The following is a 14680-nucleotide window of genomic DNA, read 5'->3' as shown; positions in this document are numbered from 1 at the left end:
TATGACCGCGTCAGTGGATCTGGACCTGACGCGGATCAGGGCCGACTTCCCGATCCTGAGTCGGGTGATGCGCGGCGGAAACACGTTGGCCTACCTGGATTCCGGGGCCACGTCGCAGAAGCCGCTGCAGGTGCTCGATGCCGAGCGGGAGTTCCTGACCACCTCCAACGGCGCGGTGCACCGCGGTGCGCACCAGCTGATGGAGGAGTCGACCGACGCCTACGAACAGGGCCGCGCCGACATCGCGGCGTTCGTCGGGGCCGACGACGACGAGCTCGTCTTCACCAAGAACGCCACCGAGGCGCTGAACCTGGTGTCGTATGCGGTGGGGGACAACCGGTTCGACCGCGTGGTCGGCCCGGGGGACGTCATCGTCACCACCGAGCTGGAGCACCACGCCAACCTGATTCCGTGGCAGGAACTGGCTCGCCGGACCGGTGCCGAGCTGCGCTGGTACGGCGTCACCGACGACGGCCGCATCGATCTGGATTTGCTGCAGTTCGATGAGCGGGTGAAAGTGGTTGCCTTCACCCATCATTCGAACGTCACGGGTGCCATCGCGCCGGTCGCCGAGATCGTGCGGCGAGCTCAGGCCGTCGGTGCGCTGACGGTGCTGGACGCCTGCCAGTCGGTGCCGCATCAGCCCATCGACTTCCACGCGCTCGATGTCGATTTTGCCGCGTTCTCGGGTCACAAGATGTTGGGGCCCACCGGGATCGGTGTGTTGTACGGCCGTCGCGCACTGTTGAACGCGCTGCCCCCGTTCCTCACCGGCGGGTCCATGATCGAGACCGTCACCATGGAGTCGGTGACCTACGCGCCGGCACCGCAGCGGTTCGAGGCGGGTACCCCGATGACCTCTCAGGTTGTCGGATTGGCTGCTGCCGCAAGGTATCTCGGCGCCATCGGGATGGCTGCCGTCGAGGCGCACGAAGGCGAACTGGTGGCTGCCACGCTCGAGGGGCTGAGCCAGATCCCGCAGGTGCGGATCATCGGGCCGACCACCACCGAGCACCGCGGTTCTCCGGTGAGTTTCGTGCTCGACGGCGTCCACGCCCACGACGTCGGTCAGATTCTCGACGACGGGGGCATCGCGGTCCGGGTCGGGCATCACTGTGCGGCGCCGCTGCACCGGCGGTTCGGTATCGCCGCGACGGCTCGCGCGTCGTTCGCCGTCTACAACACGCTCGACGAAGTGGGCCGGTTGGTTGCGGGCGTCAAACGCGCTGTGGAGTTCTTCGCATGAGAATGGAACAGATGTACCAGGAAGTGATCCTGGACCACTACAAGCACCCGCATCACCGTGGGCTGCGCGAGCCGTTCGGTGCGCAGGTACACCACGTCAACCCGACGTGTGGCGACGAGGTGACACTGCGGGTGACGCTGTCCGACGACGGCGAGACCATCGCCGACATCTCGTACGACGGCCAGGGCTGCTCCATCAGCCAGGCGTCGACGTCGGTGCTGACCGACCAGGTGATCGGCCAGAGCGTCGACGAAGCGCTCAAGACCGTCGGCGCATTCACCGAGATGATTTCCTCCCGCGGAAGCGTTGAGGGGGACGAAGATGTGCTGGGTGACGGCATCGCGTTCGCCGGTGTCGCCAAATACCCGGCGCGGGTGAAATGCGCGCTGCTGGGCTGGACTGCGTTCAAAGCCGCGCTCGCCGAGGCGAGCGCCAAAGACACGGCGCTCGCGTTGGCGAGCGCATCGGACACGGCGCTGGCATCCGCCGGCGCAATTGCGGAGGGTAAGCGATGACTGAAGGCACACCCGAAGGAACCACCGCGGCCAACGTGGTCGACGACCCCGAACTCCTCGACGCCGTCGAGGAGGCCATGCGCGACGTCGTCGACCCCGAGCTCGGCATCAACGTCGTCGACCTGGGTCTGGTCTACGGCATGACGCTCGAAGAGGGCGACGAGGGCACCGTCGTGAAGCTGGACATGACGCTGACGTCGGCGGCCTGTCCGCTGACCGACGTGATCGAGGACCAGTCCCGGACCGCCCTGGTGGGCGCGGGCCTGGTCAGTGATCTCAAGCTCAACTGGGTCTGGAACCCGCCGTGGGGTCCGGACAAGATCACCGACGACGGTCGCGAGCAGCTCCGGGCGCTGGGTTTCACGGTTTAACTCAAAGCCGCAGTTCGATCACGTCGGCCGACAACGTGCCGCCGAACGCTTCCAGCGTGCCGACGTTGCAGCCGCCCGTGACGCCGGTGGCGCTGACACTCAAGTCATGGCCGCCGGCTGTTTTGGTGTAGGTCGGTGGGGCGGTCACGGTGCTGCCGGGGCGCGCGATGGCGGGCGCGCTGATCTGGCGGCCATCCAGGTAGAAGCGCACGATGATGTCCGAACAGCCGTTGGCGTCGTTGTTGAACGACGCCAACACCTTCTCGGCAATATGGGCGTCGAAATGGATCGACGGCCTGGCATTGCAGTCCTGACCGTTGGGCGGCGAACAATATCCCCGGACGTATTCCGAGACTTGGTCGGCCGCCGCGGTCGGGGCCAAAGCGACGCCCGCCGTGCCGATGGCGCCGACCAGTGCCAGGGCAACGCTGCCGCTGCGTTGGGTGAACATGTCGGCCCCTCTCCGTCGGCTGATGAAATCGACGGTAGGACCGCGGGACCGCCGGGCATATAAGGGGATTCCCTACATTTCTGTGCCAGGTTGCCCACACTGACCATGTGCTCGCGGTTCCGGCCATCGCGTGGCGAGGCGGCTTCGTCTACCGCGTGTTGATGATCGGCGGCGGTCTCGGTCTTGCTCTCGGCGTGCTGGCGTGGATCGACTCGGGACTGCTGCTCACCGGTGTCGTCGTGCTGGTGATCGTCGGGCTTACGTACGGCATCTGGATGGCGCGGCGGATGGCGCGGTTGTGGCCCGCGGCCGCTCAGCTCAGCGGCGCGGAGAGAGTGGCGGTGGTCCGTGCGGCACGCCGGGGCGAGCGGCTGCCGGAGGAGCGACTTGTCCACGCCGCCAATGACTATCGCGTCGCGATGCATACCGCGGCGGCGACGTCCAAGGAACTGCGCTGGCTGTTGATGGTGTTGCTGGTTGTCGCGGCGGGCACCGCGGCGTGGGATACCCGATACGGCTCCTTCGGCAACGCGGTGGTGTCGGCGATCTACTTGATGCTGCTGGTGGCCGAAGTACTCTGGTGGCCGAAACGGCAGGCCCAACTGCTCACCAACGTCGATCGGGCCTGTGGATAACTCCCGATTCTGGCGCCTTTTCGTGGCGTTCTTGTCGGTCGCCTTCTCTAGCTTCCAACGCAAGAGGACCACCGCGGTCCGATGCGAAAGGAAGGCACCACGATGAACGCTGACATCGATCGATTGCGGGCCGCGTGCGAACGCGATCTCGGAGACCCGGCGGAATGGCCGATGCCCGTGGGATATCCAGATTCCTTGGCGCTCTGCATCATTGACGCCATCTACGTCACGGGCGCCCGGCACCTCACCGTCGACAAGATCATCGAGCGCTATCGGAGCTACCGGGCCGGGCAAGGCGCTGACGCCGACGCTGACGGTGCGCCGGAACTGCTGGCCAATGTCGAGGCGCTCGGCGGGCCGCAGCAGTGGGCCGCCCAGATCGGTAACCGGCGGCCGACGTCCACAGCGAAAGACGCACCGCTGCGCTCGGTGGCGCTGACCGAGGTGGCGCAAGCCTTTGTGGCGCTTGGGATCTGCACCACCGAGGACCTGCGGGTGATCGCCGCGGACCCCGAGCTGGCGAAGGAGGCCAAACGGGCGTGGTGCGCGGTGCCGGGGCAACGGTCGGGGTTCACCTGGCGCTTCCTGCTGATGCTGGCGGAGCTGCCCGGCACCGATCCGACGGTCGTGGCATACGTCGCCCGCGAGGCCGGTGCCGACGGTCCTGAAGAGGTGGCGGGGCTACTTGCCGCTGTCGCGGACTCGGCCGGCTGGAATGCCGATGCGCTGCGCCAGGCGATCTGGCGGTTCGAAGCGCGACGCGCGCAGGAGCTACCGTCGTCCGCCTGACTGACCGGTTACCGGGCACCGCAGGAATCCAGAATGCCGGGACGGTGTTGCATAGCCTCATGACCGTTGATGCATCTGGACTCTTTGCCCCGCTGGCCCTGCGGAGCCTGACCGTCCCCAATCGGTTCGCCATGGCTCCCATGACCAGGCAGGCGTCGCCCGGAGGCGTCCCGGGGCCCGACGTGGCGGAGTACTACGCCCGTCGGGCTGCCGGTGGGGTCGGCCTGATCATCACCGAAGGCGTGCGGCTGGGTGACCCGTCGGCCGCCGGGTCTCCGGACATCCCGACGCTTGTCGGCGCCGCGGCGCTCGACGGCTGGCGCAACGTCACCAGTGCCGTGCACCGGCACGGCTCGACCATCGCGGCCCAGCTGTGGCACCAGGGCGCCGAGCGCGGCGACCGCGACGGAGTGGCCGCGGTCAGCCCGTCGGGCGTCAACGGCCACGGCGAGCAGGTCGGCCGCGCTTTGGCGGCCGCCGAGCTGCCCGCCGTCGCGAAGTGGTACGCCGAGGCCGCCCGAAATGCCAAGGAGGTCGGTTTCGACGCCGTCGAGCTGCACGGTGCGCACGGCTACCTGCTCGACCAATTCCTCTGGACAAGAACGAACTTGCGTACCGACGAATACGGCGGCTCGGTAGAGAACCGCACCCGTTTTCCGGCCGAGGTGGTCGCCGCCGTGCGTGCCGCGGTCGGCCCGGACTACCCGATCATCTACCGGTTCTCGCAGTGGAAGGGCACCGATTACAACGCGACGCTGGTCGACGATCCGATGCAGCTGCAGGAACTGCTGGCGCCGCTGGTCGACGCCGGTGTGGACGCCCTGCATCCCTCGACACGGCGGCACTATGTGCCGGCGTTCCCCGACGTCGACCCGGCCCTGACGCTGGCCGGCTGGACCAAGAAGGTCACCGGAACCCCGGTCATCGCCGTCGGTTCGGTGGGCCTGCAGACGGCCTTCCGGTCCGAGAAGCCCGGCCAGATCATCGAACCGGGACCGGTGGACCAGTTGGTGGAGCAGTTCGACGCGGGCGAGTTCGACATGATCGCGATCGGCCGGGCGCTGCTCGCCGACGCCGGTTGGGTGAACCGCCTGCGCACCGGCACCCTGGACGGGTTCAATGGCTACGACGCGGCCACTGCGCTGGCGCGATTGAGCTGACCAGACCACGATTGAGCTGACCAGATACTGGGAACAAGCAGGTACACCGCAATGTTGGGAGAAGCGTGAGCACCAAGGACATCACCGCCGCCGAATTCAACGGCATCATCAGCGACAACGACATCGTGCTGGTGGACTTCTGGGCGTCATGGTGCGGGCCGTGCCGGGCGTTCGCCCCGACGTTCACCGCATCGTCCGAGAAGCACCCCGACGTCTTCCACGCCAAGGTCGACACCGAGGCCGAACAGGGTCTGGCCAGTGCCGCCGAGATCCAGGCCATCCCGACCCTCATGGCGTTCAAGAAGGGCCAGCTGGTCTTCCGGCACTCGGGCATGCTGGCGGCCAACCAGCTCGACGAGGTCATCAGCCAGATCAAGGCGTTCGACATCGACGCCGCGATGGCAGACGACAGCGCGACCACCGACATCTGAGCAATCTGCACTGCCGGCGGGTGTGACTTTGCGCACCCGCTAGCGTGCAGGGCGTGAGCGAACAGACCCCACTGGTACTCGTCGACCACCCGCGCCCCGGCGTCGCGCTGGTCACCCTGAACCGTCCCGAGCGGATGAACTCCATGGCGTTCGACGTCATGGTGCCGCTCAAGGCGGCGCTCGAGGAGATCAACCACGACAACGACGTCCGCGCGGTCGTCCTGACCGGCGCTGGGCGGGGGTTCTCGTCGGGTGCCGACCACAAGTCGGCAGGCTCGGTTCCTCACGTCGCGGGGCTGACCCGTCCGACGTTCGCGCTGCGCTCCATGGAAGTGCTCGACGACGTCATCCTCGCCCTGCGCAAGCTGCATCAACCCGTTATCGCGGCCGTGAATGGAGCGGCGATCGGCGGTGGCCTCTGCCTGGCGCTGGCCTGTGACATCCGGGTCGCCGGCGCGGGTGCCTACTTCCGGGCTGCGGGCATCAACAACGGCCTGACGGCCAGCGAGTTGGGCCTGTCCTATCTGCTGCCGCGGGCCGTCGGCACCTCGAGGGCGTTCGAGGCGATGCTCACCGGCCGGGACATCGACTCGGCGGAGGCCGAGCGGATCGGTCTGGTGTCGCGGACCGTCGCCGACGAGCAGCTGCTGCAAACCTGCTTCGAGATGGCCGAGCGCATCGGTTCGTTCTCCCGCCCGGGAATTGAATTGACCAAGCGGACTCTCTGGAGTGGACTGGACGCCGGTAGTCTGGAGAGCCACATGCAGGCCGAAGGCCTGGGTCAGCTCTTCATCCGACTGCTCACCGCCAACTTCGAGGAGGCGGTTGTCGCGCGCGCCGAGAAGCGACCCGCGGTCTTCACCGACGACAAATAGGCCGGCACAGACAGTCAAGGAGGCAGCTGCGTGATCACCGCAACGGACCTGGAGGTCCGCGCCGGAGCGCGCACGCTGCTGGCCTTCGAGGGTTCGGCGCTGCGGATCCAGCCGGGGGACCGGATCGGGCTCGTCGGCCGCAACGGCGCCGGCAAGACCACCACTCTGCGCATTCTGGCCGGGGAAGGCCAGCCCTACGCGGGCTCGGTCGAGCGGATCGGCGAGATCGGTTACCTGCCACAGGATCCGAAGGAAGGCGATCTGGACGTCCTGGCCCGGGACCGAGTGCTTTCGGCCCGCGGTCTGGATACCTTGCTCAAGGACCTGGAGAAGCAGCAGGCCATCATGGCCGAGGTCGTCGACGAGGCCGCACGCGACAAGGCGGTGCGCCGGTACGGCGTTCTGGAGGAACGGTTTTCGGCGCTCGGTGGCTACGCTGCCGAGAGCGACGCCGGCCGCATCTGCGCCAGCCTGGGCCTGCCGGATCGCGTGCTGACGCAGCCGCTGCGCACCCTGTCCGGTGGTCAGCGTCGCCGCATCGAGCTGGCGCGCATCCTGTTCGCCGCGTCGGAGGGCTCCGGGTCCAACACCACGCTGCTGCTGGACGAACCGACCAACCACCTCGACGCCGACTCCATCGGCTGGCTGCGTACGTTCCTGCAGAGCCACACCGGTGGGCTCGTGGTCATCAGCCACGATGTCGAACTGCTCGCCGACGTGGTGAACCGCGTGTGGTTCCTCGACGCCGTGCGCGGCGAGGCCGACGTCTACAACATGGGCTGGCAGAAGTACCTGGACGCCCGGGCCACCGACGAGCAGCGTCGCCGCCGGGAACGCGCCAACGCTGAGAAGAAGGCCGGTGCGCTGCGGGCCCAGGCCGCCAAGATGGGCGCCAAGGCCACCAAAGCCGTTGCCGCACAGAACATGTTGCGTCGTGCCGAGCGGATGATCGCCGAGCTCGACGCCGAGCGGGTGGCCGACAAGGTCGCCAAGATCAAGTTCCCGACCCCGGCGCCGTGCGGCAAGACACCGCTCATCGTCAAGGGTCTGACCAAGACGTACGGCTCGCTGGAGATCTTCACCGGCGTGGACCTGGCGATCGACCGGGGTTCGCGCGTCGTCGTGCTGGGCCTCAACGGCGCGGGTAAGACGACGCTGCTGCGCCTGCTGGCCGGTGTGGAGAAGGCCGACGCGGGCGGTATCGAACCGGGCTACGGCCTCAAGATCGGTTACTTCGCGCAGGAGCACGACACCCTCGACAATGCGGCGACGGTGTGGGAGAACATCCGGCACGCCGCGCCGGACACGGGCGAGCAGGATCTGCGTGGCCTGTTGGGCGCGTTCATGTTCACGGGCCCGCAGTTGGAACAGCCAGCGGGCACATTGTCCGGTGGTGAGAAGACCCGGCTGGCGCTGGCCGGCCTGGTCGCCTCGACCGCCAACGTGCTGCTGCTCGACGAGCCGACCAACAACCTGGACCCGGCGTCGCGCGAGCAGGTGCTCGACGCACTGCGCAGTTACGCGGGTTCGGTGGTGCTCGTGACGCACGATCCGGGTGCGGCCGAGGCGCTCAATCCGCAGCGGGTCCTGCTGCTGCCGGATGCCACCGAGGACTTCTGGTCGGACACCTACCGCGATCTCATCGAATTGGCCTGACCTGATTCACCGAATCGCCCGCGCCGAGCGACCGCTGTTCTTACGCTGATTTCCGTCAGCCCGGCATACCGCCGGGGGGAGAGTCAGGGGATCGGCGATGAGGCAATCCAAGGCATCTCGCGACCAGATGATGACCCAGCTGCGCAGCGCCTACGAGGGCGGCGCCAGTATCCGGTCGTTGGTGGCCATGTCCGGTAAATCCTATGGGTCGGTGCACAGCATGCTGGTGCAGTCGGGCGCGGTCATGCGCAGCCGCGGCGGCCCGAACCACACCCGCAAGATCGCCTGAACGCCCCTGCGGCCCAGCCGCTTTCGGCTGTCTACCGCGACCCGCGGAGCCGTCTTGCGCGTGCGGGGGTACGCACAAGACGGTCCCGGGAGGCGGAAACCGTTGTCGGGCGCTAGATCTCGTCCGTGAGCCGTACCGGGGCGATGACGTCGAAGACGTCGCCCGGGCCCGGATTGTTCGGCGACGTTGATCCGCCGAACTGGTCCATCACGGCCCACACCGCGTTGAGCGCCGTGGTGATGGCGCCTTCGGCCCAGCCCGCTGTCCACGAGATGTCGTCACCGGCCAGGTAGATGCCGCGGTGCCGCTCATCGATGTCCCGCTGCATGAAGTGGGTGTACAGCGTCTCCTGGTACCGGTAGTGGCCGGGCAGGTTCGCCTTGAACGCACCCATGAAGTTGCGCTCGGTCTCCCACGACACCGTCTTCGGCGTCTCGATGATGTGGCTGCGGATGTCGACGTTCGGGTAGATCGCCTGCAGCGACTTGAGCATGAGGTCCATGCGCTCGGTCGCGCTGAGCGGCACGATCTTCCGGGAGTCGTCCTCCCAGGTGTACGACAGGCAGACGACGCCCGGCTTCTCGTTGCCATTGGCGTCGAGGCCCTGATCCAGCAGGTAGGTGCCCCGGCTCATCCGGTCGGTCAGTGTCATCGACATGACGTCGCGGCCGGCGGCATCCTTGTCCTTCCAGAACGGCCGGTCGACCAACACGAACACCTTCGACGAACCCATGTAGTGCGTCTGCTCGATGGCTGACCACACGTTGGGCGGGAACAGATCGTCGTCGCAGCGAATGTTGTTGAGCAGCATCCACGATTGCGCGGTGACGATGACGGCGTCGTACGTGCGGGTCTGGCCGTCGGCGTCGGTGATGGTGTAGCGGTTCGGGTGGGTGCGCCGGATATCGGTGACCGCGGCGCGCGTCCGGCCGCCGTGCAGTGACTCGAGTGAGGTGCCGGCCGGCCAGTGGGCGAGGCGCTGCGGCGAGCGCTGCCACAGCCGCAGCGGAAGCTGCTGGGAGCCGCCGACGATACCCCTGTGGTTGTCGTCGGCCTCGGTGAGCACAACCCGCAGGATTTCGAGCATCGAACTCGGGTAGTCGGTGTCCCACCCGCCGGTGCCGAAACCGACCTTGCCGAAAATCTCCCGCAGCTCGAACGACTTGAAGTGATGCGACTTTGTCAGGAAGCCCCAGAACGTCTCGTCGTCGAGTTCGCGAACGAGCTTGCCCCACGCCGATTTCAGGGCCTGGGTGTCGCGCTCGCGGATGGCGTTCTGGATCGCGTGCAGGTCGGCGCCGTCCTCGAGCGTCTTACGCCAGGCGTCGGCGACGTCGGTGAAGGCCTGCGGCAGGTCGGCGAGCTTCTCGGCGTAGTACGTCTGGCCCTTGAGGTCGACGACGGTGCTGGGCGCCGCGACCGAGAGCGGGTTCGGGAATTCGAAGGTCTCGATGCCGACCTTGTCGAAGTACTCGTAGAGGGTCGTCGAGGTGGGCGGGAACCGCATGGCACCCATCTCGGCCACCGCGTCGGGAGCGTGTTCGAACGGGATGGACCGCATGCGGCCACCGATCTGATCCGCTTCGTAGACAACGGGTTTCAGGCCCATCTTCATGAGCTCGTAGGCGGCGGTGATGCCGGCGCAGCCGCCGCCGACGATGGCGACCTCGGTGCCGTGGCGGTCGGCGGGGATCGAACCGAGGCCGTCGGCCGATGACACGTAGTCGTCGTAGGGGAAGGGGAAGTCGGGGCCGAACATGGTGATCGGCTTGTCCGACACGCTGGTGTCCGACAGCTGTGTCTCGTCGATGGGCTGGGGGACGGTCATCGGATCTGGTTCTCCTGGTAGAGATCTCGGCGGCGATCGCCGAGATGGGTGTTGACTGCGCGGGACACGGTTACCGCGGCGGGATCAATGTGGGTGATGAGCAGTTGCTCGGCTTTACCAGCGCGACTCAGTTCGGTCGTGTCGGGCGCGATGGTGCAACTCAGGCCGCAGTATTCGAGGTCGTTCTCGACTCCGGTGCGGTTGACGTAGGACAGGAACAGCTGACTTTCATAGGCGCGGGCGGGCACGATGTGCGTCGCCACGAAACTCCACGGCTCCATGAGTCCGGTCGGGACGACGAGCCATTCGGTACCCGCGTCGGCGTGGGCCCGCGCGTTCTCGGGGAATTCGATGTCGTAGCAGATCAACAGACCGCAAGTGACCCCGTCGAGTTCGAACTGCGTGACCCACTGCTCGCCCGGGGTGAACAGGTCCCGGTCGAAGCCGTAGAGGTGGGTCTTGCGGTAGTTCGCCAGGGATCGGCCGGTGCGGTCGACGACCTGTACGGCGTTATACGGCCTATTCGGCGCTTCCTCGGCATACCCGTAGACCACGGCGATTCCGGTCTCGCGGGCGATGTCCTGGACGGCCCGGAAGATCGGACCGTCGGCCGGCTCGGCGCGCTCGGCGACGGCGGCCCCGATGTTGTAGCCGGTGACGGACATCTCCGGGGTGACGACGATCCGGCAGCCGGCGTCGGCCGCCCGCCTCGCCGCCGCTGCGATGGCGGCGAGGTTCTCGGCGACGGTCCCGGAATCCTGCGGGCCTTGGAACATGCCGACGGTGAGCATCTACGCGGCGTCCACGCGCAGCTTCGACTTGCGGATGCTGTAGCCGAAGTAGACGGCGAGGCCGATGGCACCCCAGATGCCGAACGCGATCCAGGTGGCGCCGGGCAGTGCCCACATCAGGTAGCAGCAGAAGAGGAAACCCAGCACTGGCGCGACCGGGAACAGCCGCAGCCGGAACGTGCGGTGCAGATCGGGGCGCGTGCGCCGCAGGATGATGACCGCGATGTTGACCAGGGCGAAGGCGAACAGGCAGCCGATCGAGGTGGCGTTCGCCAGTTCACCCAGCGAGACGAAACCGGCCAGGGCCGACACGACCACACCGCAGATGACGATGTTCCACGTCGGCACGAAGGTCCGCGGGTTGATCTTGGCGAACAGCCCGGGCACCAGGCCGTCGACGGCCATGGTGTAGAGGATGCGGGTCTGTCCGTACTGGACGGCGAGGACGACGCTCGCGATGGCGATGACGGCGCCGATGGACAGGATGATGGCCGGCACGTTGCTGGTGGTGATGCCGCTGAGTGCGACGGCCAGGGTGGCACCTTCGTCGGCACTGAACTTGGTCCAGCTCATGGCACCCAGTGCGGCCAGCGCGACCGCGAGGTACAGGACGGTGACGATCAACAGCGAGGCCATGATGGCGCGTGGCAGGTCCCGCTTCGGGTTCTTGGCCTCGTTGCCTGCGGTGGATGCCGCGTCGAAGCCGATGTAGGAGAAGAAGACCTGGGACGCGGCGGCGGAGACACCCATGAAGCCCAGCGGCATGAACGGCGTGAGGTTGCCGGCCTTGAAGGCGGTGAAGGCGACGGCGCAGAAGAACACCAGGACGACGCACTTGAGGATCACCATCGCGGTGTTGACGACGGCGGATTCGGATGCGCCCCGCAGCAGCAGGATCGAGGCGAGCACCACGATCGCGATGGCCGGCAGGTTGATGACGCCACCTTCGCCGGGCGCGCCGGTGATGGCGGCGGGAAGTTCGATACCGAACAACTGGTGCAGCAGCGTGTTGATATAGCCGCCCCAGCCGACGGCGACGGCCGCGACGGACACGCCGTACTCGAGCATCAGACACCAGCCGCACACCCAGGCCCAGAACTCGCCCATGGTCGCGTAGGCGTAGGAGTACGAGCTGCCGGAGACGGGGATGGTACCGGCGAGCTCGGCGTAGGACAGCGCCGAGAACAGCGCGGTGACGGCGGCGAGGATGAACGAAATGAGGACTGCCGGACCGGCTTTCGGTACGGCCGCGCCGAGGATGACGAAGATTCCGGTGCCGAGCGTGGCGCCGATGGACAGCGCGGTCAGGTGGATGAATCCCATCGACCGCTTGAGGTGGGGACCTTCGGGTTCTTCGTTCGCGGCGACGATGTCGTCAACAGACTTTTGTGCGCTCATGGCGCGCAGAATGCCCGGTCGGGGGGCCTGGATGAGGGCCAAGGGGAGCTCCGTGGGGAGGAGGGCGCGCCACGAGATTTGTGACTCGCGTTACAGAGTGCGGTACGTCACTGCCATCTGTCAACACCTGGAGTGACCTAGGAAACAATAGTTGCCTTGAGCGACACCGATGCCTAATCTGTTGGCAGTGATCTGAGCCACATCAAAGGGGATGCCATGGCAGCCGCAATCGAGACCCGGTCCATCGACTGGATTCCAACCCACGAACGCCGGGGCAAGGTGCACCACCAGGCGCCGTTCTGGTTCACCGGGAACTTCGTGTTGACCACCATGGTCACGGGCTTCCTCGGGCCGGCCAACGGTCTGGCTGCCGGATGGTCGGTGCTCGCCGCGGTCGCGGGCGCCTGCTTCGGGACGCTCTTCATGTGCTTCCACGCCAATCAGGGGCCGACCATGGGCCTGCCGCAGATGATCCAGTCTCGTGCGCAGTTCGGTTCGCGTGGCGCCCTCGTCCCGTTCATCGCCGTCATCTTCGTCTACATCGGTTTCAACGTCTTCAACACCATCCTTGCGACGGACGGCTTCAAGACGGTCTTCGCGGGCCCGAACTGGGTCTGGTACCTCGGGCTGATGGTGGCCGCCATCGTGATCGCCGTCGTCGGCTTCGACCTGATGATGGTGGTCCAGCGCTGGCTCACGTACCTGCTGATCGTCGTTTTCGGTGTCCTCACCGTGTACGCGCTGTCGACGCTGCATCTGAACGCCGCCGTTCCTGATGGCGGAAAGTTCTCTCTGACAGTGTTTTTGATGCAGTTCGCCGCGGCGGCGGGCTACCAGATCTCGTACGCGGTGTACGTGTCCGACTACTCGCGGTACCTGCCGGAGAACACCTCGGCCAAGCACGTCATCTGGTGGACGTATCTGGGTGCCGCCGGCTCGTCGGTGTGGCTGATGTCGTTCGGTGCCATCCTGGCGTCGGCGCTGCCGACCCCTGACGCCATCGCGTCGATCCGGACCGTCGGCAACCAAATGCTGCCTGGCTTCGGCACTTTCACTGTCGTGTTGTCGTCGGTTGCTCTCGTGACCATCATGTCGGTCAACGCCTACGGCGCGAGCCTGACGAGCATGAGCGCCCTCGACGCGTTCCGTCCCATCACGCCGACCATCCGGCTGCGGGTGCTCGGCATCGCGCTGACGTCGTTCATCGCGTTCGTGGTGGCGTTGTCGCTGCCCGAGGGCTACCTCGAGTCGTTCAACACTTTCGTGCTGTTGATGCTGTACTTCCTGATTCCATGGACGGCGGTCAACCTCGTCGATTTCTATTTCGTCCGCCGTGGGCACTATTCGATCGTCGACATCTTCCGGCCGGACGGGATCTACGGTCGGTGGTCGTGGCGCGGACTGGCGGCGTACATCGTCGGCATGGTGTCGATGGTGCCGTTCATCTCGCTGCACTTCTACGAGGGACCCATCGCCAAGGTGCTTGGGGGAGTGGATATCTCGTTCATCGTCGGCCTGGCGGTATCGGGCCTGGCGTACTACGTCCTGACCCGCGACGTCGACCTGAGTGACGAGCATGCCGCCATCGAACGGAGCCGCGCGGAGCTGAGCGTCGCCTAGCTACTCGGCGGCCTCGGCCAGGCGCCGGTGCGCGAGCGCCGGCGTCAGGACCCACAACACTTTCGCGCCCATGTGTGCGTCGGCATGGAAAGCGTGCGGGCGGTCCGCGTCGAAGGTCAGTGCGTCGCCCGCCTCGAGCGTGATGCGACTGCCATTGCCCTCGACGAAATCGATGTGCAGCCGGCCTTCGATGACCATGGCGAATTCGACCTCGGCCGGCAGCGAGTAGGTGTCGGTGCCGCTGCCGCCACCGGGCTGGATCTCGCTCATCAGCACCTGGAAGCGCCGTTCATTGCTCGGCGTCAGCTGGAACTCGGTCATCTTGGTGCCGCCGAATTCGATGGGCGGGTACTCGCCGGCCCGGACGACCTCGCCGACGGGGGTTTCCTCGAAGAGGGAGCCGACCTGCAGGTCGAGTGACTCGCAGATGCGGATGAGCGCGGCGACGGACGCGTTGGACTGCCCGCGCTCGACCTTCGACAGGTAGCCCTTGGTCACGCCGCTGGCGGCGGCGAGTTCGTCCAGCGTCATGCGCTTGGCGCTGCGCGCGGCCTTCAAGCGTGCGGCGATGGTCAGTTGCGTTGCCGGTGAACCGCCCACGATTTCCTCCTAGGAAACAAAGATT

At 66.6% G+C, this 14680-nt stretch carries 16 protein-coding genes; 11 read left to right on the top strand and 5 right to left on the bottom strand.

The genetic code is table 11. The annotated features are described in order from the left end of the window. Position 1 precedes the first annotated feature (1 nt). The 3 genes from EB75_RS17400 to EB75_RS17390 are packed head-to-tail and all read left to right on the top strand — an operon-like array spanning position 2 to position 2132. Positions 2-1246, top strand: coding sequence for a cysteine desulfurase (locus tag EB75_RS17400; RefSeq protein WP_073696593.1), 1245 nt, complete (start codon positions 2-4; stop codon positions 1244-1246). After that, positions 1243-1761: a Fe-S cluster assembly sulfur transfer protein SufU gene (gene sufU, locus EB75_RS17395; RefSeq protein WP_083612376.1), complete on the top strand. Its 519-nt coding sequence runs from the start codon at positions 1243-1245 to the stop codon at positions 1759-1761. Before EB75_RS17400 ends, sufU begins: the two co-directional genes overlap by 4 nt. Continuing rightward, positions 1758-2132: a metal-sulfur cluster assembly factor gene (locus EB75_RS17390; protein WP_073696591.1), complete on the top strand. Its 375-nt coding sequence runs from the start codon at positions 1758-1760 to the stop codon at positions 2130-2132. The genes sufU and EB75_RS17390 overlap by 4 nt, the downstream gene beginning before the upstream one ends. Position 2133: 1 nt before the next feature. Here the strand turns inward: EB75_RS17390 and EB75_RS17385 are convergent, their stop codons facing one another. Continuing rightward, complete coding sequence (locus EB75_RS17385) at positions 2134-2583, bottom strand: hypothetical protein (RefSeq protein WP_073696590.1); 450 nt, start codon at positions 2581-2583, stop codon at positions 2134-2136. A 107-nt stretch (positions 2584-2690) separates the two neighbouring features. Here EB75_RS17385 and EB75_RS17380 point away from each other — a divergent pair, with 107 nt between their 5' ends. The 7 genes from EB75_RS17380 to EB75_RS17350 all read left to right on the top strand — a co-directional run bounded on the left by EB75_RS17380 (position 2691) and on the right by EB75_RS17350 (position 8418). Continuing rightward, positions 2691-3218 carry a hypothetical protein gene (locus EB75_RS17380; RefSeq protein ID WP_073696589.1) on the top strand — a complete coding sequence of 176 codons (528 nt, stop codon included), beginning with the start codon at positions 2691-2693 and terminating at the stop codon, positions 3216-3218. Positions 3219-3320: 102 nt separating this feature from the next. Further along, on the top strand, positions 3321-4007 hold the full coding sequence (locus tag EB75_RS17375) for a DUF8548 family protein (RefSeq protein ID WP_073696588.1): 687 nt from the start codon (positions 3321-3323) through the stop codon (positions 4005-4007). A 59-nt stretch (positions 4008-4066) separates the two neighbouring features. Then, complete coding sequence (locus EB75_RS17370) at positions 4067-5167, top strand: NADH:flavin oxidoreductase (protein WP_073696587.1); 1101 nt, start codon at positions 4067-4069, stop codon at positions 5165-5167. A gap of 65 nt (positions 5168-5232) precedes the next feature. Then, positions 5233-5598, top strand: coding sequence for a thioredoxin (gene trxA, locus EB75_RS17365; RefSeq protein ID WP_073696586.1), 366 nt, complete (start codon positions 5233-5235; stop codon positions 5596-5598). A 44-nt stretch (positions 5599-5642) separates the two neighbouring features. After that, positions 5643-6473, top strand: coding sequence for an enoyl-CoA hydratase (locus EB75_RS17360; protein ID WP_073696585.1), 831 nt, complete (start codon positions 5643-5645; stop codon positions 6471-6473). A gap of 30 nt (positions 6474-6503) precedes the next feature. Then, the gene (locus EB75_RS17355; RefSeq protein WP_073696584.1) at positions 6504-8129 is read left to right on the top strand and encodes an ABC-F family ATP-binding cassette domain-containing protein; all 1626 of its coding nucleotides are present in this window, start codon (positions 6504-6506) and stop codon (positions 8127-8129) included. 97 nt (positions 8130-8226) lie between these two features. Then, on the top strand, positions 8227-8418 hold the full coding sequence (locus EB75_RS17350; RefSeq protein WP_073696583.1) for a helix-turn-helix domain-containing protein: 192 nt from the start codon (positions 8227-8229) through the stop codon (positions 8416-8418). 112 nt (positions 8419-8530) lie between these two features. Here the strand turns inward: EB75_RS17350 and EB75_RS17345 are convergent, their stop codons facing one another. From EB75_RS17345 to EB75_RS17335, 3 genes are read right to left on the bottom strand one after another with little or no spacing between them, the layout of a single operon-like run. After that, positions 8531-10246 (bottom strand): flavin monoamine oxidase family protein, encoded by a 1716-nt coding sequence (locus tag EB75_RS17345; protein ID WP_073696582.1) that lies wholly within the window; start codon positions 10244-10246, stop codon positions 8531-8533. Then, the gene (locus tag EB75_RS17340) at positions 10243-11037 is read right to left on the bottom strand and encodes a carbon-nitrogen hydrolase family protein (RefSeq protein ID WP_073696581.1); all 795 of its coding nucleotides are present in this window, start codon (positions 11035-11037) and stop codon (positions 10243-10245) included. The genes EB75_RS17345 and EB75_RS17340 overlap by 4 nt, the downstream gene beginning before the upstream one ends. Then, the gene (locus tag EB75_RS17335) at positions 11038-12435 is read right to left on the bottom strand and encodes an amino acid permease (protein WP_073696580.1); all 1398 of its coding nucleotides are present in this window, start codon (positions 12433-12435) and stop codon (positions 11038-11040) included. Positions 12436-12651: 216 nt separating this feature from the next. On the opposite strand from EB75_RS17335, the gene EB75_RS17330 reads away from it, so the two are divergent. Further along, positions 12652-14055, top strand: a complete 1404-nt coding sequence (locus EB75_RS17330) for a purine-cytosine permease family protein (protein ID WP_073696579.1) — start codon at positions 12652-12654, stop codon at positions 14053-14055. Here EB75_RS17330 and EB75_RS17325 read toward each other — a convergent pair whose 3' ends face one another. Next, positions 14056-14655, bottom strand: coding sequence for a helix-turn-helix domain-containing protein (locus EB75_RS17325; RefSeq protein ID WP_073696578.1), 600 nt, complete (start codon positions 14653-14655; stop codon positions 14056-14058). Between the last annotated feature and the right edge of the window lie 25 nt (positions 14656-14680).

This window comes from Mycobacterium sp. ST-F2, from assembly GCF_001905655.1.
In the GTDB taxonomy this organism is placed as follows: Bacteria; Actinomycetota; Actinomycetes; order Mycobacteriales; family Mycobacteriaceae; genus Mycobacterium.
Note: the sequence above shows the minus strand (reverse complement) of the source record. Positions and strands in the feature narration are given on the sequence as shown.

Bases quoted from the DNA above. Each gene is read 5' to 3' on its own strand.
- EB75_RS17400 (WP_073696593.1), top strand. From the start codon at position 2: ATGACCGCGTCAGTGGATCTGGACCTGACGCGGATCAGGGCCGACTTC.
- sufU (WP_083612376.1), top strand. From the start codon at position 1,243: ATGAGAATGGAACAGATGTACCAGGAAGTGATCCTGGACCACTACAAG.
- EB75_RS17390 (WP_073696591.1), top strand. From the start codon at position 1,758: ATGACTGAAGGCACACCCGAAGGAACCACCGCGGCCAACGTGGTCGAC.
- EB75_RS17385 (WP_073696590.1), bottom strand. From the start codon at position 2,583: ATGTTCACCCAACGCAGCGGCAGCGTTGCCCTGGCACTGGTCGGCGCC.
- EB75_RS17375 (WP_073696588.1), top strand. From the start codon at position 3,321: ATGAACGCTGACATCGATCGATTGCGGGCCGCGTGCGAACGCGATCTC.
- EB75_RS17370 (WP_073696587.1), top strand. From the start codon at position 4,067: ATGACCGTTGATGCATCTGGACTCTTTGCCCCGCTGGCCCTGCGGAGC.
- EB75_RS17350 (WP_073696583.1), top strand. From the start codon at position 8,227: ATGAGGCAATCCAAGGCATCTCGCGACCAGATGATGACCCAGCTGCGC.
- EB75_RS17345 (WP_073696582.1), bottom strand. From the start codon at position 10,246: ATGACCGTCCCCCAGCCCATCGACGAGACACAGCTGTCGGACACCAGC.
- EB75_RS17340 (WP_073696581.1), bottom strand. From the start codon at position 11,037: ATGCTCACCGTCGGCATGTTCCAAGGCCCGCAGGATTCCGGGACCGTC.
- EB75_RS17335 (WP_073696580.1), bottom strand. From the start codon at position 12,435: ATGAGCGCACAAAAGTCTGTTGACGACATCGTCGCCGCGAACGAAGAA.
- EB75_RS17330 (WP_073696579.1), top strand. From the start codon at position 12,652: ATGGCAGCCGCAATCGAGACCCGGTCCATCGACTGGATTCCAACCCAC.